This window comes from Bacillus sp. PS196 (assembly GCF_037963555.1).
Classification (GTDB): domain Bacteria; phylum Bacillota; class Bacilli; order Bacillales; family Bacillaceae; genus Bacillus; species Bacillus subtilis.
Map to the genome: position 1 here is coordinate 1,709,927 of NZ_CP150159.1, position 25,328 is coordinate 1,735,254.

Genomic DNA, 25,328 nt, shown 5'->3' on the forward strand with positions numbered 1-25,328 from the left:
TGGTATGTTCGTGAATACAGTTATAGCGTTTATCATTATTTTCGGAACGCTCGTTTTCTTCCATGAACTGGGCCATTTATTGCTAGCCCAAAGAGCGGGAATTCTCTGCCGTGAATTTGCGATCGGCTTCGGTCCAAAGATTTTTTCTTTCAAAAAAAATGAAACAGTTTATACGATCAGGCTGCTTCCGGTCGGCGGATTTGTTCGTATGGCCGGCGAAGATCCGGAAATGATTGAGGTGAAACCCGGATACACGGTCGGGCTTCTGTTTAATAAAGAAGATCAAGTTGAGAAAGTCATCATCAATCAAAAGGAAAAATATCCGGATGCTTTAGTCATTGAAGTGGAAACAGCGGATCTAGAGCATGACATGAAGATCACTGGTTATGAACAGGGGAAAGAGGACGAACTTTCCAGCTTTACTGTCAGCGAAACATCCTTTTTTATTGTAGACGGAGAAGAAGTGCAGATTGCGCCGTATAATCGCCAATTTGGTTCCAAACCTGTATGGCAGCGGATTAAAGCAATTGCTGCAGGGCCGATTATGAACTTTATTTTAGCTTACGTCATTTTAGTGATGCTTGGGCTGATTCAAGGCGTACCGTCAAATGAACCTATGCTCGGGCAGCTGACAGACAATGGACGGGCGGCTGAAGCAGGGCTAAAAGAAGGGGATTATATCCAAAGCATTAACGGAGAGAAAATGAGGTCTTGGACTGACATTGTCTCCGCTGTAAAAGAAAACCCGGAGAAAGAAATGGACGTTGCAGTAAAAAGAGATAACAAAACGCTTCATATTTCGGTGACTCCGGAAGCTGTTAAAGATGAGAACAAAAAAACAATCGGACGTTTCGGTTCCTATGCGCCGACTGAAAAAGGCGTACTCTCAGCGGTTGCTTACGGCGCGACATCAACAGTTGATGTCACCAAAGCCATTTTAACCAATCTGAGCAAATTAGTAACAGGCCAATTTAAACTCGATATGCTGTCAGGTCCTGTCGGCATATATGACATGACAGACCAAGTGGCGAAAACAGGGATCGTGAACTTATTTCAGTTTGCGGCGTTTTTAAGCATTAACCTTGGGATTGTCAACCTGCTTCCGATTCCGGCACTTGACGGAGGAAGACTGTTGTTTCTATTTATTGAAGCGATTCGGGGCAAACCGATTAACAGGGAAAAAGAAGCATTTGTTGTGTTTATCGGAGTAGCTTTCTTAATGCTTCTTATGCTGGTTGTCACATGGAACGATATCCAGCGGCTGTTTTTGTAAACGAAAAGTAAATCAATCAGAGGTGCGAAGAAATGAGACAAAGCTTGACGCTTATTCCTACGCTCCGTGAAGTTCCAGCTGATGCCGAAGCAAAAAGTCATCAGCTTCTTCTGAGAGCAGGATTTATCAGACAGAATACGAGCGGGGTATACAGCTATATGCCTCTTGCGTATAAGGTGATTCAAAACATTCAGCAGATTGTTCGAGAGGAAATGGAGAAAATTGATGCCGTAGAAATGCTCATGCCCGCATTGCAGCAGGCAGAGACATGGCAGGAATCAGGCAGATGGTATACGTATGGTCCCGAACTGATGAGACTAAAAGACCGTCATGGCCGTGAATTTGCTTTAGGGGCAACGCATGAAGAGGTTATCACTTCGCTTGTTCGCGATGAGGTTAAATCTTATAAGCGTCTCCCTCTGACTCTTTATCAAATTCAGTCTAAGTTCAGAGATGAAAAACGTCCTCGCTTCGGTTTGTTAAGAGGCCGCGAATTTATTATGAAGGATGCGTACTCTTTCCATGCATCTGCAGAGAGCCTGGATGAAACGTATCAAAAAATGTACGAGGCCTATTCTAATATTTTTGCTCGCTGCGGCATTAATGTAAGACCTGTTATCGCTGATTCAGGCGCAATGGGAGGAAAGGATACGCACGAATTTATGGCACTTTCTGCGATCGGAGAGGATACGATTGCGTATTCTGATGAATCACAGTACGCGGCTAATATCGAGATGGCTGAAGTTCTTCACCAGGAAGTTCCTTCAGATGAAGAGCCTAAAGCTCTAGAGAAGGTTCATACGCCTAACGTGAAAACAATCGAAGAACTGACTGCGTTCTTACAGGTTTCGGCTGAAGCGTGCATTAAGTCAGTATTGTTTAAAGCTGATGACCGTTTTGTCTTAGTGCTTGTAAGAGGGGATCATGAAGTTAACGATATTAAAGTGAAAAACTTGCTTCATGCAGAAGTTGTAGAGCTTGCTACACATGAAGAGGTCATTCAGCAGCTCGGAACAGAGCCAGGCTTTGTAGGCCCTGTCGGTATTCATCAGGATGTGGAAGTATATGCCGATCAAGCTGTGAAAGCAATGGTTAATGCTGTTGCCGGGGCAAATGAAGGAGATCATCATTATAAAAATGTCAATGTGAATCGTGACGCGCAAATTAAAGAATTTGCTGATCTTCGTTTTATTAAAGAAGGTGATCCTTCACCAGACGGCAAGGGAACGATCCGTTTTGCTGAGGGAATCGAAGTCGGACAAGTCTTTAAGCTCGGAACACGCTATTCAGAAGCGATGAATGCGACATATTTAGATGAAAACGGACGCGCGCAGCCAATGCTGATGGGCTGTTACGGAATCGGTGTATCAAGAACGCTTTCTGCTATTGCTGAACAGCATCACGACGAAAAAGGATTAATATGGCCAAAAAGCGTTGCGCCGTACGATCTTCATATTCTTGCATTGAACATGAAAAACGATGGGCAAAGAGAGCTTGCTGAAAAGCTGTATGCCGATTTAAAAGCGGAAGGCTATGAAGTGCTCTATGACGACCGTGCTGAGCGTGCCGGTGTAAAATTCGCTGATTCAGATCTAATCGGCCTTCCAATCCGCATCACTGTCGGAAAACGAGCTGACGAAGGAATCGTCGAAGTGAAAATTCGTCAAACTGGTGAGTCAACTGAGATTTCAGTAGACGAATTATCTGCGTTTATCAGCAAGCAGTAATCACCATAACGATTTATCAAAAAACATGTTAAAATAGAAATAATAGAAGGTACCTCATTGCCTGAGGTACCTTCACTTATGATGTTTTTAGGGAGGGATACTGTCTTAATGGAACAGTTATCAGTAAACAGAAGGCAGTTTCAAATTCTTCTGCAGCAGATTAATATGACAGATGATACCTTCATGACATACTTTGAACATGGCGAGATTAAAAAGCTGACAATTCACAAAGCTTCTAAGTCTTGGCATTTTCATTTTCAATTTAAATCTTTGCTGCCTTTTCAAATATATGACACATTAACAACGAGGCTGACGCAATCGTTTGCCCACATAGCAAAAGTGACATCTTCAATTGAAGTTCAGGATGCCGAGGTCAGTGAAAGTATCGTTCAAGACTACTGGTCACGCTGCATTGAAGAACTGCAGGGCATTTCGCCGCCGATTATCAGTCTTTTAAACCAGCAAAAACCGAAGCTGAAGGGCAATAAACTGATTGTCAAAACCAAAACGGATACAGAAGCGGCTGCGCTAAAAAACAAATACAGTTCCATGATTCAAGCAGGCTACCGTCAATTTGGCTTTCCGGATCTTCAGCTTGATGCTGAAATATTTGTATCCGAGCAGGAAGTTCAAAAGTTTCGGGAACAAAAGCTTGCGGAAGACCAAGAGCGGGCGATGCAGGCCTTGATTGAAATGGAGAAGAAAGATAAAGAAAGTGATGAAGACCAAGCACCATCTGGTCCTCTTGTTATCGGTTATCAAATTAAAGATAACGAGGAAATCCGGACACTTGACAGCATCATGGACGAAGAACGGAGAATTACGGTCCAAGGTTATGTGTTTGATGTGGAGACGCGCGAGCTGAAGAGCGGGCGCACGCTGTGTATCTTCAAAATTACAGACTATACAAATAGTATTTTGATCAAAATGTTTGCACGTGAAAAAGAAGATGCGGCACTGATGAAGTCTCTGAAAAAAGGAATGTGGGTAAAAGCACGCGGAAGCATTCAAAATGATACATTTGTCAGAGACCTTGTCATGATCGCAAATGACGTAAACGAAATAAAAGCAAAAACCCGTGAAGATTCAGCACCTGAAGGAGAAAAAAGAGTGGAATTGCATCTTCATTCCCCAATGAGCCAAATGGATGCTGTTACGGGTATCGGAAAGCTTGTCGAACAAGCGAAAAAATGGGGGCATGAGGCCATCGCTTTGACCGACCATGCTGTCGTTCAATCCTTCCCTGATGCGTATTCTGCGGCCAAAAAGCATGGAATTAAAATGATTTACGGGATGGAAGCGAATCTCGTGGATGATGGCGTGCCAATTGCTTATAATGCCGCACATCGTCTGCTCGAAGAAGAAACATATGTTGTTTTTGACGTTGAGACGACAGGATTGTCTGCTGTATACGATACCATTATTGAGCTGGCTGCAGTAAAAGTAAAAGGCGGAGAAATTATTGATAAATTTGAGGCGTTTGCGAACCCGCATCGTCCGCTTTCCGCCACAATCATAGAGCTGACAGGGATCACTGATGATATGCTACAAGACGCTCCGGATGTCGTAGATGTAATAAGAGATTTCAGAGAATGGATTGGCGATGATATCCTTGTCGCTCATAATGCAAGCTTTGATATGGGATTCTTAAATGTAGCCTATAAAAAGCTTCTTGAAGTCGATAAAGCTAAAAACCCAGTCATTGATACGCTTGAACTTGGACGTTTTCTCTATCCGGAATTTAAGAACCACCGGTTGAACACACTTTGTAAAAAGTTTGATATCGAACTCACACAGCATCACCGTGCGATCTATGATACTGAGGCAACCGCTTATTTGCTTCTGAAAATGCTGAAAGACGCAGCTGAAAAAGGCATTCAGTACCATGATGAGTTGAATGAAAATATGGGTCAGTCCAATGCTTATCAAAGATCAAGACCGTATCATGCAACATTACTTGCCGTGAACAGCACGGGACTTAAAAATTTATTTAAGCTTGTGTCACTTTCTCATATTCATTATTTTTACAGAGTGCCGCGTATTCCGAGATCTCAGCTTGAGAAATACAGGGAAGGGCTGCTGATCGGTTCTGCTTGTGACAGGGGAGAGGTTTTTGAGGGAATGATGCAAAAATCGCCTGAAGAGGTGGAAGATATCGCGTCATTCTATGATTACCTTGAGGTTCAGCCGCCTGAAGTGTATCGTCACTTGCTGGAGCTTGAACTGGTCCGTGATGAAAAAGCGCTGAAAGAAATTATTGCGAATATCACGAAGCTGGGGGAAAAGCTTAATAAACCGGTTGTTGCTACGGGAAATGTTCATTATTTGAATGATGAGGATAAAATCTACAGAAAGATTTTAATATCCTCACAAGGCGGGGCAAATCCGCTGAATAGGCATGAACTGCCGAAAGTGCATTTTAGAACGACAGACGAAATGCTTGAAGCTTTTTCTTTCTTAGGTGAAGAAAAAGCGAAGGAGATCGTAGTCACCAATACCCAAAAGGTTGCTTCTTTAGTTGATGACATCAAGCCGATTAAAGATGATTTATATACGCCGAAAATCGAAGGCGCCGATGAAGAGATCAGAGAAATGAGCTATCAGCGTGCAAGAAGCATTTACGGGGAAGAGCTGCCTGAAATTGTCGAAGCGCGGATTGAAAAAGAGTTAAAGAGTATTATTGGCCACGGATTTGCTGTTATTTACTTGATCTCTCACAAACTTGTAAAACGTTCACTAGATGACGGGTATCTCGTTGGTTCCCGTGGTTCCGTAGGATCTTCATTAGTTGCGACACTTACTGAGATTACTGAGGTAAACCCGCTGCCGCCGCACTATGTTTGTCCTGAGTGTCAGCATTCTGAGTTCTTTAATGACGGTTCTGTCGGTTCTGGTTTTGACCTGCCTGACAAGACATGTCCTCATTGCGGAACGCCTTTGAAAAAAGACGGCCATGATATTCCATTTGAAACGTTCTTAGGATTTAAAGGGGACAAAGTACCTGATATCGATTTGAACTTCTCAGGGGAATATCAGCCGCAAGCACACAATTACACAAAAGTATTGTTCGGAGAAGACAATGTATATCGTGCGGGAACAATAGGCACGGTGGCAGAAAAAACAGCCTACGGTTATGTAAAAGGCTATGCCGGAGACAACAATCTTCATATGCGCGGTGCCGAAATAGATCGGCTCGTACAGGGATGCACAGGTGTAAAACGTACAACTGGACAACACCCTGGCGGTATTATCGTAGTTCCGGATTATATGGATATTTATGATTTTTCACCGATCCAGTTCCCGGCAGATGCCACAGGTTCAGAGTGGAAAACGACTCATTTTGATTTCCACTCCATCCATGACAACCTGTTAAAACTTGATATTCTCGGACACGATGACCCGACTGTTATTCGGATGCTTCAAGACTTAAGCGGAATAGATCCGAAAACAATTCCGACGGATGATCCTGAAGTGATGAAGATCTTCCAGGGAACCGAATCACTCGGTGTGACTGAAGAACAGATTGGCTGTAAAACGGGCACTCTTGGAATTCCTGAATTCGGAACCCGATTTGTCCGGCAGATGCTTGAAGATACAAAGCCGACCACTTTTTCTGAGCTCGTTCAGATTTCAGGCTTGTCTCACGGAACTGATGTATGGCTTGGCAATGCACAGGAGCTCATCCACAATAATATTTGTGAGCTGAGTGAGGTTATCGGCTGCCGTGATGACATTATGGTTTATTTAATCTATCAAGGCCTTGAACCGTCCCTTGCCTTTAAAATCATGGAATTCGTGCGTAAAGGAAAAGGATTAACGCCTGAATGGGAAGAAGAAATGAAAAATAACAATGTCCCAGACTGGTATATTGATTCCTGTAAAAAGATTAAATACATGTTCCCGAAAGCCCACGCCGCGGCATATGTCTTAATGGCAGTCCGCATTGCTTACTTTAAAGTGCATCATGCTCTTTTGTATTATGCGGCTTATTTTACCGTTCGTGCAGATGACTTTGATATCGATACAATGATCAAGGGCTCTACAGCAATCAGAGCGGTAATGGAGGATATAAACTCTAAAGGACTTGATGCTTCACCGAAGGAAAAGAACCTTCTGACTGTTTTAGAATTAGCGCTTGAGATGTGTGAGAGAGGCTATTCATTCCAAAAAGTCGATTTATATCGCTCCAGCGCCACAGAGTTTATTATTGACGGCAACAGTCTAATTCCGCCGTTTAACTCTATCCCTGGGTTAGGGACGAACGCTGCTTTGAACATTGTAAAAGCTCGCGAAGAAGGCGAATTCCTCTCAAAAGAAGATTTGCAAAAGAGAGGGAAAGTATCAAAAACGATTTTAGAGTACTTAGATCGCCACGGCTGTCTGGAATCACTGCCTGATCAAAACCAATTGTCACTGTTCTAATATGGAATGCAGAATTTCTCAGAAATTCTGCTTCTATGCATACATAAGCGCAAAAAGTGCCATCGTAATATTAGAGTTTCTGTCACTTGCTTAGGTATGAAGGTAAGCGTATATCCATTTGCAATAAAAATATGGTTATGGTATAGTTTTATTGGAAATGCTAACGATTACCGAGGCAAAGAGTGGGGAAACCCGCTCTTTTGTATTGAACAGGAGAATTTTGTCTCGACATGTTCATCGTTTACTTTTTAGCCCCTGCTCTTTTGAAGCAGGGTTTTTATGCAGAGTGACGAGACGAATATGAGATCGACAGCACAAGGAGGAAGAACATGAGCAAAAAAGTGACTGACACCGTTCAAGAAATGGCTCAGCCAATCGTAGACAGCCTTCAGCTGGAACTCGTTGACATTGAATTTGTCAAAGAGGGCCAAAGCTGGTTCCTTCGCGTGTTTATTGATTCCGATGACGGTGTGGATATTGAGGAATGTGCCAAAGTAAGCGAAGCTTTAAGCGAAAAGCTTGATGAAGCAGACCCAATCAGCCAAAATTACTTTCTTGAAGTCTCATCTCCAGGAGCTGAGCGTCCGCTAAAGAAAAAAGCCGATTTCGAAAAATCACTAGGAAAAAACGTATACATTAAGACGTATGAGCCTATTGACGGCGTAAAAGTGTTTGAAGGTGAACTGGCTGAATTTGATGGACAAACAGTGACAGTTGAGATCACGATCAAAACAAGAAAGAAACGGATCAATATTCCGTATGAAAAGATAGCTAATGCAAGATTAGCTGTTACATTCTAATGAATACAAATGTTTTAAGGGGGGAGACCGTTAAATGAGCAGTGAATTATTAGATGCTCTCACGATTCTTGAAAAAGAAAAAGGCATCAGTAAAGAAATTATCATCGAAGCAATCGAAGCTGCGTTAATTTCTGCTTATAAGCGGAATTTTAATCAAGCGCAAAATGTACGGGTGGATCTAAACCGTGAAACTGGCTCCATCCGTGTATTTGCAAGAAAAGATGTCGTTGACGAAGTATACGACCAGAGATTAGAAATCTCAATTGAAGAGGCACAGGGCATCCATCCGGAATATATGGTCGGCGATGTCGTCGAAATCGAAGTTACACCTAAGGATTTCGGGCGCATAGCTGCTCAAACAGCGAAGCAGGTCGTCACACAGCGTGTGCGCGAAGCTGAGCGCGGTGTGATTTATTCTGAATTTATCGACCGTGAAGAAGACATCATGACAGGGATCGTCCAGCGTCTGGACAATAAATTTATCTACGTGTCTTTAGGCAAAATAGAAGCCTTGCTGCCGGTTAATGAGCAAATGCCGAATGAAAGCTACAAGCCCCATGACCGCATTAAGGTATATATCACAAAAGTAGAAAAAACAACGAAGGGCCCGCAGATTTATGTGTCAAGAACACATCCAGGCCTGTTAAAGCGTTTGTTTGAAATTGAAGTGCCTGAAATTTATGATGGAACTGTCGAGCTAAAATCTGTTGCCAGAGAAGCCGGCGACCGTTCGAAAATTTCTGTTCGCACAGATGATCCTGACGTGGATCCTGTCGGTTCATGCGTAGGGCCTAAAGGCCAGCGTGTGCAAGCAATCGTCAATGAATTAAAAGGTGAAAAAATTGACATTGTCAACTGGTCCAGTGATCCTGTAGAATTTGTCGCGAATGCGCTCAGCCCTTCCAAAGTGCTTGATGTCATTGTTAATGAAGAAGAAAAAGCGACAACTGTTATTGTTCCTGATTACCAGCTGTCTCTGGCAATTGGAAAAAGAGGACAAAACGCACGCTTAGCTGCTAAACTGACAGGCTGGAAGATTGATATTAAGAGCGAAACGGACGCAAGAGAACTTGGAATCTATCCGAGAGAACTTGAAGAAGATGATGAGCCGCTCTTTACGGAGCCTGAAACTGCTGAATCGGATGAATAAGAGGTGACTTTAGGTGAATAAACACAAAAAGATCCCATTACGCAAATGTGTAGTGACTGGTGAAATGAAGCCTAAAAAGGAACTGATCCGAGTTGTACGGTCGAAAGAAGGCGAAATCTCAGTAGACCCGACCGGAAAAAAGAATGGGCGGGGTGCTTATTTAACGCTGGATAAAGAGTGCATCTTAGCAGCAAAAAAGAAAAACACTTTGCAAAATCAATTTCAATCACAAATCGATGACCAGATTTTCGATGAATTGCTGGAACTGGCGGAAAAGGTGAAAAAATAAAATGTCTGGAATGGAATGGTTTCCCTTGCTGGGTCTGGCCAATCGAGCTCGTAAGGTCGTGTCAGGCGAAGACTTGGTAATAAAAGAAATCAGGAATGCGCGTGCAAAGCTTGTCCTGCTTACAGAGGATGCATCATCTAACACAGCAAAAAAAGTAACTGACAAGTGCAATTATTATAAAGTCCCTTATAAAAAAGTCGAGAGTCGCGCGGTTCTTGGACGCTCTATCGGTAAAGAAGCCCGTGTCGTTGTCGCCGTCACTGACCAAGGTTTTGCGAATAAGCTGATCAGCTTGCTCGATTAATATTTTTGGGGGTGAACGAATGGCTAAAATGAGAGTATACGAATATGCAAAAGCGTTAAATGTTTCAAGTAAGGAAATTTTGACCGCACTGAAGAACATGGATTTAGAAGTGAATAATCACATGGCCATGCTTGAAGAAAAGGCCATTAAAAAGCTAGATGCCAAATATAAAAAAGGCGGCGCAGCTGCTAAATCTCAAAAGCCAGCAGAAACGAACAAAAACAAACAGCCACAAGGGGTTAATCAGCAATCAGCTGGAAATCAACCAAATAAAATTCGAGACGGAAAGAAGAATGACGTGCAGAATAATCAATTTAACAAAAACAAGAAGAATAACAACAACAAAAAAAATAAACGCAACAACAACAATAATAAAAACCAACATCAGCAAAAGCCTGTAAAGCCGAAAAAAGAGCTTCCTGAGAAAATTACATTCTCTGGCACTTTAACAGTTGGCGCACTTGCTGAAGAGCTTGGCAAAGAGCCTTCAGAAATCATTAAAAAGCTGATGCTTCTTGGCGTAATGGCAACCATTAACCAAGAGCTTGATAAAGACACAATCGAACTCATTGCATCAGAATATGGTGTTGAAACAGAAGAGGTCATTGTGCTTGAAGAAACAGAGCTGGAAAAATACGAAGAGCCTGATAATGAAGAGGATCTTGAAATTCGTCCTCCTGTCGTGACAATCATGGGCCACGTTGACCATGGGAAAACAACGCTTCTTGACAGCATCCGTAAAACAAAGGTTGTTGAAGGAGAAGCAGGCGGAATCACTCAGCATATCGGCGCTTATCAAATTGAAGAGAACGGCAAGAAAATCACGTTCTTGGATACACCGGGCCACGCCGCATTTACAACAATGCGTGCACGCGGTGCAGAAGTAACTGATATTACGATTCTTGTCGTAGCTGCCGATGACGGTGTCATGCCGCAAACAGTTGAAGCGATTAACCATGCAAAAGCAGCAGAGGTTCCAATCATCGTTGCTGTGAATAAAATAGATAAAGAATCCGCAAACCCTGACCGTGTAATGCAAGAACTGACGGAATACGGACTTGTCCCTGAAGCTTGGGGCGGAGAAACCATTTTTGTGCCGCTTTCCGCTTTAACTGGAAAAGGCATTGATGAGCTCGTTGAAATGATTTTGCTTGTCAGTGAGGTAGAGGAACTGAAAGCGAATCCGAACCGTCAGGCAAAAGGAACGGTTATTGAAGCTGAACTCGATAAAGGCAGAGGGTCAGTTGCGACGTTGCTCGTACAGACTGGAACACTGCATGTCGGTGATCCGATCGTAGTCGGCAATACATTTGGCCGTGTCCGTGCAATGGTCAACGACATTGGCCGCCGTGTGAAAACTGCCGGCCCGTCAACTCCGGTTGAAATTACCGGTTTGAATGATGTCCCTCAAGCGGGAGACCAATTCCTTGTCTTTAAGGATGAAAAAACAGCTCGTTCTGTCGGTGAAGCCCGTGCTTCGAAACAGCTTGAAGAGCAGCGCAGCGATAAAGCGAAGCTCAGTCTTGATGATTTATTCGAGCAAATTAAGCAAGGTGATGTAAAAGACATCAACCTCATCGTAAAAGCTGACGTTCAAGGATCTGCTGAAGCTTTAACGGCTGCGCTTCAAAAAATTGAAGTAGAAGGCGTTAAAGTGAAAATCATCCATACAGGCGTTGGTGCGATTACTGAATCTGACATTATCTTGGCATCTGCTTCCAATGCAATTGTTATCGGGTTTAATGTGAGACCGGACGGAAATGCTAAGAGTACGGCTGAAGCTGAAAATGTAGATATTCGACTTCACCGTATCATTTACAAAGTAATCGACGAGATTGAAGCTGCCATGAAAGGTATGCTTGATCCTGAATATGAAGAAAAAGTAATTGGTCAAGTAGAAGTACGCCAAACATTCAAAGTATCTAAAATCGGTACAATTGCCGGCGGATATGTTACTGAAGGAACCATTACGCGCGACAGCGGCCTCCGTTTAATTCGTGACGGCGTCGTCATCTTTGAAGGCGAAGTAGATGTTCTGAAACGCTTTAAAGACGATGTGAAAGAAGTTTCACAAGGCTATGAATGTGGTATTACAATTAAGAAATACAATGACATTCGTGAAGGTGACATCCTAGAAGCGTTTGTCATGCAAGAAATTGAAAGAACGTGATCGGATTTGCGGAGTGTGAATGCATCATTTATGATGCAGGATCGCTAAAAGAAAAGCGTGCCGTTCTGAAGCGGATTTTAACCAGGGTTCAAAACAAGTTCAATGTTTCGATTTCGGAGATTGGCTATCAGGACACCTGGCAAAGAACCAGCTTCGGAATCGCCGCTGTTTCTTCCTCTCGCGTTCAAACAGAAAAAGAACTGCAGCGCGTCCTAGCGTTTATCGATTCTTTTCCTGAAATTGAACGGACGATCACTAGGACAGAGTGGTTTTAACTTAGAGGTGATTGAATTGAGTATGAGAGCAAACCGTGTCAGCGAGCAAATGAAAAAAGAACTCGGTGATATTATCAGCCGCAAGCTGAAAGACCCGAGAATTGGTTTTCTGACAGTAACGGATGTACGTGTATCAGGTGATTTGCAAATTGCAAAGGTGTATATCTCGGTTCTCGGTGACGAGAAAAAACGGGAAGAAGCGCTGAAAGGGCTGGCAAAAGCGAAAGGATTTATCCGATCCGAAATCGGCAGCCGCATCAGACTTCGAAAAACGCCTGAAATTGAATTTGAGTTCGATGAATCAATCGATTACGGGAATCGGATCGAAACACTGATTCACGAATTACATTCAGAGAAACCATCTGAATAAAAAATGAGAGGATAGGCGTATATCGTCTGTCCTCTTTCTTCGTTTAAAAGAAAAAAGTTAAAAAAGAAGGAGTGAAAGGCAAATGGTTAACGGAGTTCTCCTTTTACATAAACCTGTTGGCATGACATCGCACGACTGTGTCATGAAGATCCGAAAGCTGTTAAAAACAAAAAAAGTAGGACATACAGGAACGCTCGATCCGGAAGTGTCAGGCGTGCTTCCGATTTGTGTAGGAAGAGCGACAAAAATAGTCGAATACTTAACTGAAAAATCTAAAACGTATGATGCAGAAATAACGCTTGGCTTTTCAACCACAACAGAGGATCAAACCGGAGAAACGGTGGAAACAAAGCCTGTCAATCACGACATTGATAAAGCGGATGTAGAAAAGGTTTTAAACAGTTTAAAGGGGAAACAAGAACAAATTCCGCCCATGTATTCCGCTGTAAAAGTAAACGGCAAAAAATTATACGAATACGCAAGAGCGGGGATTGAAGTAGAACGTCCGAAACGTATGATAACCATTGAAGACATTGCCCTGACGACAGAGATTAAACATCATGGAGAAACCGCAAGCTTCCGGTTTACAGTGACTTGCTCCAAAGGGACCTATGTAAGGACGCTGGCGGTCATGATCGGAGAAAAGCTCGGATATCCGGCTCATATGTCTCATTTAATCCGTACGGCATCCGGAGATTTTTCTCTCGACGAATGCTTTACTTTTGATGAGCTCGAAGCACAGGCCCAATCCGGAACCGTGGAAGAGCATACAGTTCCTATTGAACGTGCGCTCAATCATTTGCCGAAATGGATCATAAGTGATACATTAGCTAAGAAAGTAGAAAATGGGGCTTTGCTTGAGACGCCCGAGCAGTTTTCTGAAATGACAAGTGAAGACCGTATCGCCGTCTTTACTGAATCCGGAACCTGTTTGGCGATCTATTTCCCTCATCCTGCAAAAAAAGGGCTGTTAAAGCCGGCAAAAGTATTGATGCAAAAAAGCGAACAATAGAAAAAAGGTGACCGTTCTGTGAAGACGATACATATTACACATCCTCATCATTTAATAAAAGAGGAGCAGGCAAAATCAGTGATGGCGTTAGGATATTTTGACGGCGTTCATCTCGGGCATCAAAAGGTAATCGGCACAGCGAAGCAAATAGCCGAAGAAAAAGGTCTGACATTGGCTGTGATGACCTTTCACCCCCATCCTTCCCACGTGTTGGGCAGAGATAAGGAACCAAAGGATCTGATTACGCCTCTTGAAGACAAAATAAACCAAATTGAACAATTAGGCACAGAAGTTCTGTATGTCGTTAAATTTAATGAAGTGTTTGCTTCTCTTTCTCCTAAGCAGTTTATAGACCAGTATATTATCGGTCTTAATGTGCAGCACGCAGTGGCAGGCTTTGACTTTACGTACGGCAAATACGGCAAGGGGACAATGGAGACCATGCCGGATGATTTAGACGGAAAAGCTGGGTGCACAATGGTAGAAAAATTGACGGAGCAGGATAAAAAAATCAGTTCTTCGTATATCCGTACCGCGCTTCAAAACGGAGATGTTGAATTGGCGAATGTCTTGCTTGGACAGCCTTATTTTATTAAAGGAATTGTCATTCATGGTGATAAAAGAGGGCGGACCATCGGGTTTCCGACAGCAAATGTGGGTTTAAATAACAGCTATATCGTTCCGCCCACAGGTGTATATGCCGTAAAAGCGGAAGTGAACGGCGAAGTTTACAATGGTGTTTGCAATATTGGCTATAAGCCGACGTTTTATGAAAAGCGCCCTGAGCAGCCTTCCATCGAGGTCAATCTGTTTGATTTCGATCAGGAGGTATATGGAGCCGCTATAAAAATCGAATGGTATAAACGGATTCGGAGCGAGCGGAAATTCAATGGCATCAAAGAATTAACTGAGCAAATTGAGAAAGATAAGCAGGAAGCCATTCGTTATTTCAGCAATTTGCGGAAATAACTTGCAACGCACGCAAATTTTATTCTAAAATATTTGCATATAGGCACGATTTTTAGTATGATAGTTTTCGTAGTCTTAAAACCATTGCTTGGCAATCCGAAGTCACCGACGGTTGCTAGGTAACTGGGGCTAAATATGATTTGGAGGTGAAACAGGATGGCAATTACTCAAGAGCGTAAAAACCAACTCATCAATGAGTTCAAAACACACGAATCTGATACTGGATCTCCAGAAGTTCAGATCGCTATCCTAACTGACTCAATTAACAACTTGAACGAGCATTTACGTACTCACAAGAAAGACCACCACTCACGTCGCGGTCTTCTTAAAATGGTAGGTAAGCGTCGTAATCTTCTTACGTATCTGCGTAATAAAGACGTAACTCGTTACCGTGAGTTAATTAACAAACTAGGCTTACGTCGATAATCGTAAAAAGCGGGAGGATTCCCGCTTTTTTATCGTATTAAAGCGAAATTTCTTATAACAAATCATTGAAATCCTTTTACATACTACTTTGACATTGATATGTTCAATTCATTTCGTTCATAATAGGAGTAATTGATTATTTCACACAACGAAGAGAGGAGTTCGTAATTGTATGGGACAAGAAAAACATGTCTTTACCATAGATTGGGCCGGAAGAACGCTAACTGTTGAAACCGGCCAGCTTGCCAAACAGGCAAATGGTGCTGTGATGATCCGCTACGGTGATACAGCAGTACTTAGTACAGCAACCGCTTCAAAAGAACCTAAACCGCTTGATTTCTTCCCTCTTACTGTAAACTATGAAGAAAGATTATATGCGGTAGGGAAAATTCCGGGCGGATTTATTAAAAGAGAAGGACGTCCAAGTGAAAAAGCGGTTCTTGCCAGCCGTTTAATTGACCGTCCGATCCGTCCTTTGTTTGCCGATGGATTCCGTAATGAAGTTCAAGTCATCAGCATTGTCATGAGTGTTGACCAAAACTGCTCTTCAGAAATGGCTGCCATGTTCGGTTCATCTCTTGCACTTTCTGTATCGGATATTCCGTTTGAAGGACCGATTGCAGGGGTTACTGTCGGACGCATTGATGATCAATTTATCATTAACCCGACAGTCGATCAGCTTGAAAAAAGCGATATCAATCTTGTCGTTGCCGGCACGAAAGATGCGATTAACATGGTAGAAGCGGGAGCGGACGAAGTTCCTGAGGAAATCATGCTTGAGGCCATTATGTTCGGCCATGAAGAGATTAAACGCCTGATTGCATTCCAAGAAGAAATTGTTGCAGCAGTCGGCAAAGAGAAATCTGAAATTAAGCTCTTTGAAATTGATGAAGAGCTTAATGAAAAAGTAAAAGCTTTGGCAGAAGAGGATCTGCTGAAAGCCATCCAAGTTCATGAAAAGCATGCCCGTGAAGATGCCATTAACGAAGTGAAGAACGCAGTTGTGGCAAAATTCGAGGATGAAGAACATGATGAAGACACAATCAAGCAAGTGAAGCAGATTTTATCCAAGCTGGTGAAAAATGAAGTTCGCCGCCTGATTACTGAAGAGAAAGTAAGACCGGATGGCCGCGGTGTCGATCAAATCCGCCCGCTCTCTTCAGAGGTTGGCCTCTTGCCAAGAACGCACGGTTCAGGTCTATTTACAAGGGGACAAACTCAGGCCCTCAGCGTATGTACGCTAGGTGCTCTGGGAGATGTGCAAATCCTTGACGGCTTAGGTGTCGAAGAGTCGAAACGGTTTATGCATCATTACAACTTCCCGCAATTCAGCGTTGGGGAAACAGGACCGATGCGCGGACCGGGACGTCGTGAAATCGGACACGGAGCACTGGGTGAGCGTGCGCTTGAGCCAGTTATTCCGTCTGAAAAAGACTTCCCTTATACTGTCCGTCTTGTTTCAGAAGTGCTTGAATCAAACGGTTCTACATCTCAAGCAAGCATTTGCGCAAGCACACTTGCAATGATGGATGCCGGTGTACCGATTAAAGCGCCAGTTGCTGGTATTGCGATGGGTCTTGTCAAATCAGGCGAACATTACACTGTCTTGACTGACATCCAAGGCATGGAAGACGCGCTGGGAGATATGGACTTTAAAGTAGCGGGAACTGAAAAAGGCGTAACGGCCCTGCAAATGGACATTAAAATTGAAGGCCTTTCCAGAGAGATTCTTGAAGAAGCGCTTCAGCAGGCGAAAAAGGGCAGAATGGAAATCCTCAACAGCATGCTTGCAACATTAAGCGAATCAAGAAAAGAGCTTTCTCGATATGCGCCTAAGATCTTAACAATGACCATTAATCCTGATAAAATCCGCGATGTCATCGGACCAAGCGGAAAACAAATCAATAAGATCATCGAAGAAACCGGTGTTAAAATTGATATTGAGCAGGACGGCACAATCTTTATTTCCTCTACAGATGAAAGCGGCAACCAAAAAGCGAAAAAAATCATCGAAGACCTTGTGAGAGAGGTTGAAGTCGGCCAACTTTACCTAGGTAAAGTGAAACGGATTGAAAAATTCGGGGCTTTCGTTGAAATTTTCAGCGGAAAAGACGGTTTGGTGCACATTTCAGAGCTTGCGCTTGAACGCGTAGGGAAAGTTGAAGATGTTGTGAAAATCGGAGACGAGATTCTTGTCAAAGTCACTGAAATTGATAAACAAGGACGAGTGAATTTATCCCGCAAAGCGGTGCTCCGTGAAGAGAAAGAAAAAGAAGAACAACAATCTTAAATGAAAACATAAAAGGAGCCTGGGAGACCCGGCTTCTTTATTTTGAAGCTTTTCAAAAGCAGGCGGGTTCTACCTTGTCCTTCTCCTTCATAATGTGAGGTGAGGGGGGACAGAACATGTACAAAAAATTTGTACCGTTTGCCGTTTTTTTATTTCTTTTTTTTGTCTCATTTGAGATGATGGAAAATCCGCATGCACTTGATTATATAGGGGCAATGAAAAAAGATACGGTGACTGTCACGGCGTCAAAAGACCAATTATATGAAGAATTGCTTCAAAAAGCGCCGGAGTACGAAGTTAAGCCCCAGAATGCAAGAATTGATAAAGTGTGGAAAAGCATTCCAGGCTACAATGGATTAAAGGTCAATATTGAACAATCATATAAAAAAATGAAAAAGCATGGTGAGTTTCGGGAAAAAGATTTGGTGTACAGTCAAGTAAAACCAAGTGTTCATCTTGAGTCACTTCAGCCTGAGCCTATTTATAAAGGAAATCCTGACAAACCGATGGTGGCTTTTTTAATCAATGTGGCATGGGGAAATGAGTATTTGGAAAAAATGCTCCCTATTCTGCAAAAGCACCAGGTTAAAGCTACGTTCTTTTTAGAAGGCAATTGGGTGAGAAACAATGTACAGCTCGCTAAGAAGATTGCAAAAGACGGACATGAAATCGGAAATCATTCATACAATCATCCGGATATGAGCAAACTGACTACAGGAAGAATTTCCGAGCAGCTCGACAAGACTAATGAACAAATAGAACAAACGATCGGCGTTAAGCCAAAGTGGTTCGCTCCGCCAAGCGGAAGTTTCAGAAAAGCGGTTATCGACATTGCAGCAGAGAAACAGATGGGAACAGTCATGTGGACAGTTGATACAATCGATTGGCAAAAGCCGGCTCCGTCTGTACTTCAGACGAGAGTGTTAAGCAAGATACATAATGGTGCCATGATTTTAATGCATCCGACTGACCCTACGGCGGAAAGTCTTGAAGCGCTGATTACACAGATAAAAGACAAAGGATATGCGCTTGGAACAGTCACTGAACTAATGGATGAAACAAGACTATTGAAGTAACAGATGAAGGCAGCTTGTCTTTGAATAGGAGGAACAAATTTGATTAAACGATATACGTGTCAAAATGGTGTAAGAATTGTGCTGGAAAATAACCCGACAGTCCGTTCTGTTGCGATCGGCGTATGGATCGGCACAGGGTCGAGACATGAAACGCCGGAGATAAACGGAATTTCTCACTTTTTAGAGCACATGTTCTTTAAAGGGACGAGCACAAAATCTGCACGCGAGATAGCAGAATCTTTTGATCGTATTGGCGGCCAGGTCAATGCGTTTACTTCAAAGGAATATACCTGCTACTATGCAAAGGTGCTTGACGAGCATGCGAATTACGCGCTGGACGTATTAGCAGATATGTTCTTTCATTCAACGTTTGATGAAAACGAGCTGAAAAAAGAGAAAAATGTAGTATATGAAGAAATTAAAATGTATGAAGATGCGCCGGACGACATTGTACATGATTTATTGAGCAAAGCCACTTACGGCAATCATTCTTTAGGCTACCCAATTCTAGGCACGGAAGAAACGCTTGCTTCCTTTAACGGTGACTCTCTCAGACAATACATGCATGATTATTATACGCCGGACCGAGTGGTGATTTCGGTAGCGGGCAATATATCTGACAGTTTTATCAAAGATGTAGAAAAATGGTTCGGGTCATACGAGGCAAAAGGTAAAGCGACAGGCCTTGAGAAGCCTGAGTTCCACACGGAAAAACTGACGAGAAAAAAAGAAACAGAGCAGGCTCATTTGTGCCTTGGATTTAAAGGCTTAGAGGTTGGCCATGAACGTATTTATGATTTAATCGTCCTCAACAATGTGCTCGGAGGCAGCATGAGCAGCCGGCTGTTCCAAGATGTGCGTGAAGATAAAGGACTTGCTTATTCTGTTTACAGCTATCACAGCTCATATGAGGACAGCGGAATGCTCACTATTTACGGCGGAACGGGTGCAAATCAGCTTCAGCAGCTGTCGGAAACAATTCAAGAAACCCTTGCCACATTAAAACGTGACGGCATTACCTCGAAAGAACTGGAAAACAGCAAAGAGCAAATGAAGGGAAGCTTAATGCTGAGCTTAGAAAGCACAAACAGCAAAATGAGCCGAAACGGAAAAAATGAACTGCTGCTCGGCAAACATAAAACATTAGATGAAATCATCAATGAATTAAACGCCGTGAACTTAGAGCGTGTTAACGGCCTTGCCAGACAATTGTTTACCGAAGACTATGCATTAGCACTTATCAGCCCTTCCGGCAATATGCCGTCTTAAAAAGGAAAGCCTGCTCCATAATGGAGCAGGCATTTTTTAATCCCTTTCATCATACATAGTACAAGGGGGTGACAGACATGCGGCTCAGTGAATTATCAGGAAAGGAAATTGTAGACATCAAAAGAGCTGAACGGCTCGGAGTGCTCGGCCAGACCGATTTGGAAATCAATGAACAGGATGGACAGATTACAGCACTCCTCATTCCCACAGTTAAGTGGTTTGGTTTGAGAAAGCAAGGTCATGACATTCGTGTCCCATGGCACCATATTCAAAAGATCGGTTCAGATATGATTATATTAGATGTACCTGAGGAAATGCCTCCTCGACAAGAGTAAATAGCCCAATTGCCTGTGAAGCGGGCTCTAAAGAAAACATCTGAAACATCGGCTGCCGGAGCCGATGTTTTTTTATATGGAAAAAGCGCATCTTTTATATTCACCGGTATTTCCTTTTGATCATAAGATGAAGGGGAGCTTAACAACTAGAGATCCAGTATATACAAAGAAGGTGAACGTTTAGAATGTTAACCGGATTGAAAATTGCAGTTATCGGCGGTGACGCAAGACAGCTCGAAATTATAAGAAAGCTCACTGAACAGCAGGCTGACATCTATCTTGTCGGTTTTGACCAATTGGATCACGGTTTTACCGGGGCAGTAAAATGCAATATTGATGAAATTCCTTTTCAGCAAATAGACAGCATCATTCTTCCAGTATCCGCGACAACAGGAGAAGGTGTCGTATCAACTGTATTTTCTAATGAAGAAGTTGTGTTAAAACAGGACCATCTCGACAGAACGCCTGCACATTGTGTCATTTTCTCAGGAATTTCTAACGCCTATTTAGAAAACATTGCAGCTCAGGCAAAAAGAAAACTTGTAAAACTGTTTGAGCGGGATGACATTGCGATATACAACTCTATTCCGACAGTAGAAGGAACGATCATGCTGGCTATTCAGCACACGGATTATACGATACACGGATCACAGGTGGCCGTTCTCGGTCTGGGGCGCACCGGGATGACGATTGCCCGTACATTTGCCGCGCTCGGGGCGAATGTAAAAGTGGGGGCAAGAAGTTCAGCGCATCTGGCACGTATCACTGAAATGGGGCTCGTTCCTTTTCATACCGATGAGCTGAAAGAGCATGTAAAAGATATAGATATTTGCATTAATACCATACCGAGTATGATTTTAAATCAAACGGTACTTTCTAGCATGACACCAAAAACCTTAATATTGGATCTGGCCTCACGTCCCGGGGGAACGGATTTTAAATATGCCGAGAAACAAGGGATTAAAGCACTTCTTGCTCCCGGGCTTCCAGGGATTGTCGCTCCTAAAACAGCTGGGCAAATCCTTGCAAACGTCTTGAGCAAGCTTTTGGCTGAAATACAAGCTGAGGAGGGGAAATAAGGATGTCGTCATTAAAAGGAAAAAGAATCGGGTTTGGGCTGACCGGGTCGCATTGCACATATGAAGCGGTTTTCCCGCAAATTGAGGCGTTGGTCAACGAAGGAGCTGAAGTCCGTCCGGTTGTCACATTTAATGTGAAATCCACAAATACCCGATTTGGAGAGGGCGCAGAATGGGTTGAAAAAATTGAAGACCTGACTGGATATGAGGCCATTGATTCGATTGTAAAGGCAGAACCTCTTGGGCCGAAGCTGCCCCTTGACTGCATGGTCATTGCGCCTTTAACAGGCAATTCAATGAGCAAGCTGGCAAATGCCATGACGGACAGCCCGGTGCTGATGGCGGCAAAAGCGACAATCCGAAACAATCGGCCTGTCGTTCTGGGTATCTCGACAAATGATGCTCTTGGTTTAAACGGAACAAATTTAATGAGGCTCATGTCAACAAAAAATATCTTTTTTATTCCATTCGGGCAAGACGATCCATTTAAAAAACCGAATTCAATGGTAGCCAAAATGGATCTGCTACCGCAAACGATTGAAAAGGCACTCATGCACCAGCAGCTTCAGCCGATTCTAGTTGAGAATTATCAGGGAAATGACTAAATTTACAGAAAATCTTTCCCAAACTAAAAAATTCGGTCATCACCCGCATATTCTATGGTAAAATAAAACGTAAAATCATAGTCAAATCAATTCAATGAAGCTGATTGGCGGAAGGAGTTTTACAGATGGGAAGAGGTTTACACGTAGCTGTTGTCGGAGCGACAGGGGCTGTGGGACAACAAATGCTTAAAACACTTGAAGACAGAAACTTTGAAATGGACACACTTACATTGCTATCTTCAAAACGCTCTGCGGGGACAAAAGTCACGTTTAAAGGCCAAGAGCTGACTGTTCAGGAAGCTTCTCCTGAGAGCTTTGAAGGGGTAAATATTGCTTTGTTCAGCGCCGGCGGAAGCGTATCACAAGCATTGGCACCAGAAGCTGTAAAACGCGGCGCTATTGTTATAGATAATACGAGCGCGTTCCGCATGGATGAAAATACACCGCTTGTTGTGCCAGAAGTGAATGAGGCAGACTTGCATGAACACAACGGCATTATTGCCAATCCAAACTGCTCTACAATCCAAATGGTTGCGGCACTTGAACCGATCCGCAAAGCATATGGCTTAAACAAGGTCATCGTATCAACTTACCAGGCAGTATCAGGAGCGGGTAATGAAGCTGTAAAAGAGCTTTACAGCCAAACACAGGCGATTTTAAATAAAGAAGAAATAGAGCCTGAGATCATGCCTGTAAAAGGTGACAAAAAACACTATCAAATCGCCTTCAACGCGATTCCGCAAATCGATAAATTCCAAGATAACGGCTATACGTTTGAGGAAATGAAAATGATAAATGAAACGAAAAAAATCATGCATATGCCTGACCTTGAAGTAGCTGCTACATGTGTGAGACTGCCAATCCAAACTGGGCACTCAGAGTCCGTCTACATCGAAATAGACCGTGATGACGCTACCGTTGAAGATATTAAAAATCTATTGAAAGAAGCTCCGGGCGTGACACTACAGGATGATCCAAGCCAGCAGCTTTATCCGATGCCTGCTGATGCTGTCGGCAAAAACGATGTGTTTGTGGGCCGCATCCGCAAAGACTTGGACAGAGCAAACGGTTTTCATTTATGGGTTGTTTCTGATAACCTATTAAAAGGCGCGGCATGGAACTCTGTTCAAATTGCAGAAAGCCTGAAAAAACTAAACCTCGTATAAAAGAGAGAATTTTCTAAAGACGAATAGAAGAGAGTAAGGCGCTATCAGCCTGCTCTCTTCTGTTACGTCCGAATAATTTGGAGTGAAAACAGTGAAGATAATTGTTCAAAAGTTCGGCGGAACATCAGTAAAAGATGATAAAGGCCGCAAACTGGCTTTAGGGCATATTAAAGAAGCAATCAGTGAAGGATATAAGGTTGTCGTTGTCGTTTCAGCGATGGGCCGAAAAGGAGACCCGTATGCAACAGATTCTTTGCTTGGGCTGCTTTACGGCGATCAGTCAGCGATTTCTCCTAGGGAACAGGATTTGCTTTTATCTTGCGGAGAGACTATTTCCTCTGTCGTCTTTACAAGCATGCTGCTTGATAACGGTGTGAAAGCAGCTGCGCTGACAGGGGCTCAGGCTGGCTTTTTAACGAATGATCAGCATACCAATGCGAAAATCATTGAAATGAAACCGGAGCGTTTATTCAGTGTGCTCGCCAATCATGATGCGGTAGTCGTCGCAGGCTTCCAGGGCGCAACTGAAAAGGGTGATACAACTACAATCGGCAGAGGGGGCAGCGATACGTCTGCAGCCGCACTCGGAGCAGCTGTTGATGCGGAATACATTGATATTTTCACCGATGTAGAAGGCGTGATGACTGCTGACCCAAGAGTGGTGGAAAATGCAAAACCGCTTCCTGTTGTGACGTATACGGAAATCTGCAACCTGGCGTATCAGGGGGCCAAGGTCATTCATCCGCGTGCTGTGGAAATCGCAATGCAGGCCAAGGTTCCGATCCGCGTCCGTTCGACTTATTCGAATGATAAAGGTACATTGGTGACATCACATCACTCTTCCAAGGTCGGCAGTGATGTTTTTGAAAGGCTGATTACGGGAATCGCCCATGTCAAAGATGTCACGCAGTTCAAAGTGCCTGCGAAAATCGGCCAGTATAACGTTCAGACTGAAGTGTTCAAGGCTATGGCAAACGCTGGAATCAGTGTCGATTTCTTTAACATTACACCTAGTGAAATCGTCTATACGGTAGCCGGAAATAAAACAGAAACAGCTCAGCGTATTTTAATGGATATGGGCTATGATCCAATGGTGACGAGAAACTGCGCGAAGGTATCGGCGGTCGGCGCGGGCATTATGGGTGTTCCCGGTGTTACGTCCAAAATTGTATCGGCTCTTTCAGAAAAAGAAATTCCGATCCTTCAGTCGGCTGACAGCCATACGACGATATGGGTGCTCGTCCATGAAGCGGATATGGTTCCTGCTGTAAACGCTTTGCATGAAGTGTTTGAACTTTCGAAGTAAATGTGATTGAATCATGATGAGGTGAATAAAATGAATTTCGGAAATGTGTCTACAGCGATGATTACACCCTTTGACAATAAAGGGAACGTAGACTTTCAAAAACTGTCTACACTGATTGATTACTTGTTGAAAAACGGAACGGATTCTTTAGTAGTAGCGGGAACAACTGGAGAATCTCCGACCCTTTCAACTGAAGAAAAAATTGCGCTTTTTGAATATACGGTAAAAGAAGTAAACGGACGGGTGCCCGTTATCGCTGGTACTGGGAGCAACAACACGAAAGATTCCATTAAGCTGACAAAAAAAGCTGAGGAAGCGGGCGTGGACGCTGTTATGCTTGTTACCCCGTATTACAATAAACCTTCTCAAGAAGGAATGTACCAGCATTTTAAAGCAATTGCGGCAGAGACATCTCTTCCGGTTATGCTCTATAATGTTCCTGGCCGTACGGTTGCTTCTCTTGCTCCTGAAACGACGATCCGTTTGGCGGCAGACATTCCGAATGTGGTTGCGATTAAAGAAGCGAGCGGAGACCTCGAAGCGATTACAAAAATTATTGCTGAAACACCTGAAGACTTCTATGTCTATTCAGGGGATGATGCTCTGACGCTTCCAATTCTTTCAGTTGGAGGTAGAGGAGTTGTGTCAGTGGCGAGCCATATTGCAGGCACTGATATGCAGCAAATGATCAAAAATTATACGAATGGGCAAACAGCTAATGCGGCACTGATTCATCAGAAACTGCTGCCGATTATGAAGGAACTGTTTAAAGCGCCTAATCCTGCTCCAGTCAAAACAGCGCTTCAGCTGAGAGGTCTTGATGTCGGTTCTGTGCGTCTGCCTCTAGTCCCATTAACTGAGGATGAACGTCTGAGCTTAAGCAGCACGATCAGCGAACTGTAAGAAAATTTCATACAGTGAAACAAACGCGGTCATTCTCACATTCAGCTGAGTTTGACCGTTTCTTTTACATATTGGTTTTCCCTAAACCTTCTGCTTTATCTTGTTTTCTAAA

General features: G+C 43.2%; 22 protein-coding genes. All 22 read left to right on the forward strand.

Annotated elements, in window-relative coordinates; all coding sequences use genetic code 11:
• Window positions 1-4 precede the first annotated feature (4 nt).
• A complete protein-coding gene (gene rseP, locus NST79_RS09060) occupies window positions 5-1,273 on the forward strand; it encodes an RIP metalloprotease RseP (protein WP_010886508.1) in 1,269 nt (422 codons plus the stop codon).
• 32 nt (window positions 1,274-1,305) lie between these two features.
• Window positions 1,306-3,000, forward strand: a complete 1,695-nt coding sequence (gene proS, locus NST79_RS09065; protein WP_003231918.1) for a proline--tRNA ligase — start codon at window positions 1,306-1,308, stop codon at window positions 2,998-3,000.
• A 108-nt stretch (window positions 3,001-3,108) separates the two neighbouring features.
• Window positions 3,109-7,422, forward strand: a complete 4,314-nt coding sequence (locus NST79_RS09070) for a PolC-type DNA polymerase III (protein WP_029726487.1) — start codon at window positions 3,109-3,111, stop codon at window positions 7,420-7,422.
• Window positions 7,423-7,751: 329 nt separating this feature from the next.
• Window positions 7,752-8,222, forward strand: coding sequence for a ribosome maturation factor RimP (rimP, locus tag NST79_RS09075; RefSeq protein ID WP_003231915.1), 471 nt, complete (start codon window positions 7,752-7,754; stop codon window positions 8,220-8,222).
• 34 nt (window positions 8,223-8,256) lie between these two features.
• A complete protein-coding gene (gene nusA / locus NST79_RS09080) occupies window positions 8,257-9,372 on the forward strand; it encodes a transcription termination factor NusA (RefSeq protein WP_003231912.1) in 1,116 nt (371 codons plus the stop codon).
• Window positions 9,373-9,385: 13 nt separating this feature from the next.
• A complete protein-coding gene (gene rulR / locus NST79_RS09085; RefSeq protein WP_009967250.1) occupies window positions 9,386-9,661 on the forward strand; it encodes a glucose-induced regulator RulR in 276 nt (91 codons plus the stop codon).
• A 1-nt stretch (window position 9,662) separates the two neighbouring features.
• Window positions 9,663-9,965 carry a YlxQ family RNA-binding protein gene (locus NST79_RS09090; RefSeq protein WP_003220946.1) on the forward strand — a complete coding sequence of 101 codons (303 nt, stop codon included), beginning with the start codon at window positions 9,663-9,665 and terminating at the stop codon, window positions 9,963-9,965.
• Window positions 9,966-9,984: 19 nt separating this feature from the next.
• Window positions 9,985-12,135 carry a translation initiation factor IF-2 gene (infB, locus tag NST79_RS09095; protein ID WP_014479801.1) on the forward strand — a complete coding sequence of 717 codons (2,151 nt, stop codon included), beginning with the start codon at window positions 9,985-9,987 and terminating at the stop codon, window positions 12,133-12,135.
• Window positions 12,132-12,410: a DUF503 domain-containing protein gene (locus tag NST79_RS09100; RefSeq protein ID WP_003220950.1), complete on the forward strand. Its 279-nt coding sequence runs from the start codon at window positions 12,132-12,134 to the stop codon at window positions 12,408-12,410. Before infB ends, NST79_RS09100 begins: the two co-directional genes overlap by 4 nt.
• A gap of 16 nt (window positions 12,411-12,426) precedes the next feature.
• Entirely contained in the window at window positions 12,427-12,780 is a 354-nt protein-coding gene (gene rbfA / locus NST79_RS09105) for a 30S ribosome-binding factor RbfA (RefSeq protein ID WP_212060473.1), read from the forward strand.
• 82 nt (window positions 12,781-12,862) lie between these two features.
• Window positions 12,863-13,792, forward strand: a complete 930-nt coding sequence (gene truB, locus NST79_RS09110) for a tRNA pseudouridine(55) synthase TruB (protein WP_015252083.1) — start codon at window positions 12,863-12,865, stop codon at window positions 13,790-13,792.
• A gap of 18 nt (window positions 13,793-13,810) precedes the next feature.
• Complete coding sequence (ribF, locus tag NST79_RS09115; protein ID WP_014476827.1) at window positions 13,811-14,761, forward strand: bifunctional riboflavin kinase/FAD synthetase; 951 nt, start codon at window positions 13,811-13,813, stop codon at window positions 14,759-14,761.
• Window positions 14,762-14,917: 156 nt separating this feature from the next.
• Window positions 14,918-15,187 (forward strand): 30S ribosomal protein S15, encoded by a 270-nt coding sequence (gene rpsO / locus NST79_RS09120; RefSeq protein WP_003220957.1) that lies wholly within the window; start codon window positions 14,918-14,920, stop codon window positions 15,185-15,187.
• 172 nt (window positions 15,188-15,359) lie between these two features.
• A complete protein-coding gene (pnp, locus tag NST79_RS09125; RefSeq protein ID WP_003231897.1) occupies window positions 15,360-17,477 on the forward strand; it encodes a polyribonucleotide nucleotidyltransferase in 2,118 nt (705 codons plus the stop codon).
• Window positions 17,478-17,593: 116 nt separating this feature from the next.
• Window positions 17,594-18,553: a polysaccharide deacetylase family protein gene (locus NST79_RS09130; RefSeq protein ID WP_015252081.1), complete on the forward strand. Its 960-nt coding sequence runs from the start codon at window positions 17,594-17,596 to the stop codon at window positions 18,551-18,553.
• A gap of 39 nt (window positions 18,554-18,592) precedes the next feature.
• On the forward strand, window positions 18,593-19,822 hold the full coding sequence (locus NST79_RS09135; RefSeq protein ID WP_003245717.1) for a pitrilysin family protein: 1,230 nt from the start codon (window positions 18,593-18,595) through the stop codon (window positions 19,820-19,822).
• Between the two features lie 77 nt (window positions 19,823-19,899).
• Window positions 19,900-20,157, forward strand: coding sequence for a YlmC/YmxH family sporulation protein (locus NST79_RS09140; protein ID WP_003231890.1), 258 nt, complete (start codon window positions 19,900-19,902; stop codon window positions 20,155-20,157).
• A gap of 185 nt (window positions 20,158-20,342) precedes the next feature.
• Window positions 20,343-21,236 (forward strand): dipicolinic acid synthetase subunit A, encoded by an 894-nt coding sequence (gene dpaA / locus NST79_RS09145; protein ID WP_003231888.1) that lies wholly within the window; start codon window positions 20,343-20,345, stop codon window positions 21,234-21,236.
• 2 nt (window positions 21,237-21,238) lie between these two features.
• Complete coding sequence (gene dpaB, locus NST79_RS09150; protein ID WP_212060471.1) at window positions 21,239-21,841, forward strand: dipicolinate synthase subunit B; 603 nt, start codon at window positions 21,239-21,241, stop codon at window positions 21,839-21,841.
• 125 nt (window positions 21,842-21,966) lie between these two features.
• Entirely contained in the window at window positions 21,967-23,007 is a 1,041-nt protein-coding gene (gene asd / locus NST79_RS09155) for an aspartate-semialdehyde dehydrogenase (RefSeq protein ID WP_032721567.1), read from the forward strand.
• Between the two features lie 91 nt (window positions 23,008-23,098).
• Window positions 23,099-24,313, forward strand: a complete 1,215-nt coding sequence (gene dapG, locus NST79_RS09160) for an aspartate kinase (RefSeq protein WP_015483233.1) — start codon at window positions 23,099-23,101, stop codon at window positions 24,311-24,313.
• A gap of 30 nt (window positions 24,314-24,343) precedes the next feature.
• Complete coding sequence (gene dapA, locus NST79_RS09165) at window positions 24,344-25,216, forward strand: 4-hydroxy-tetrahydrodipicolinate synthase (protein ID WP_003245816.1); 873 nt, start codon at window positions 24,344-24,346, stop codon at window positions 25,214-25,216.
• Window positions 25,217-25,328: the final 112 nt, after the last annotated feature.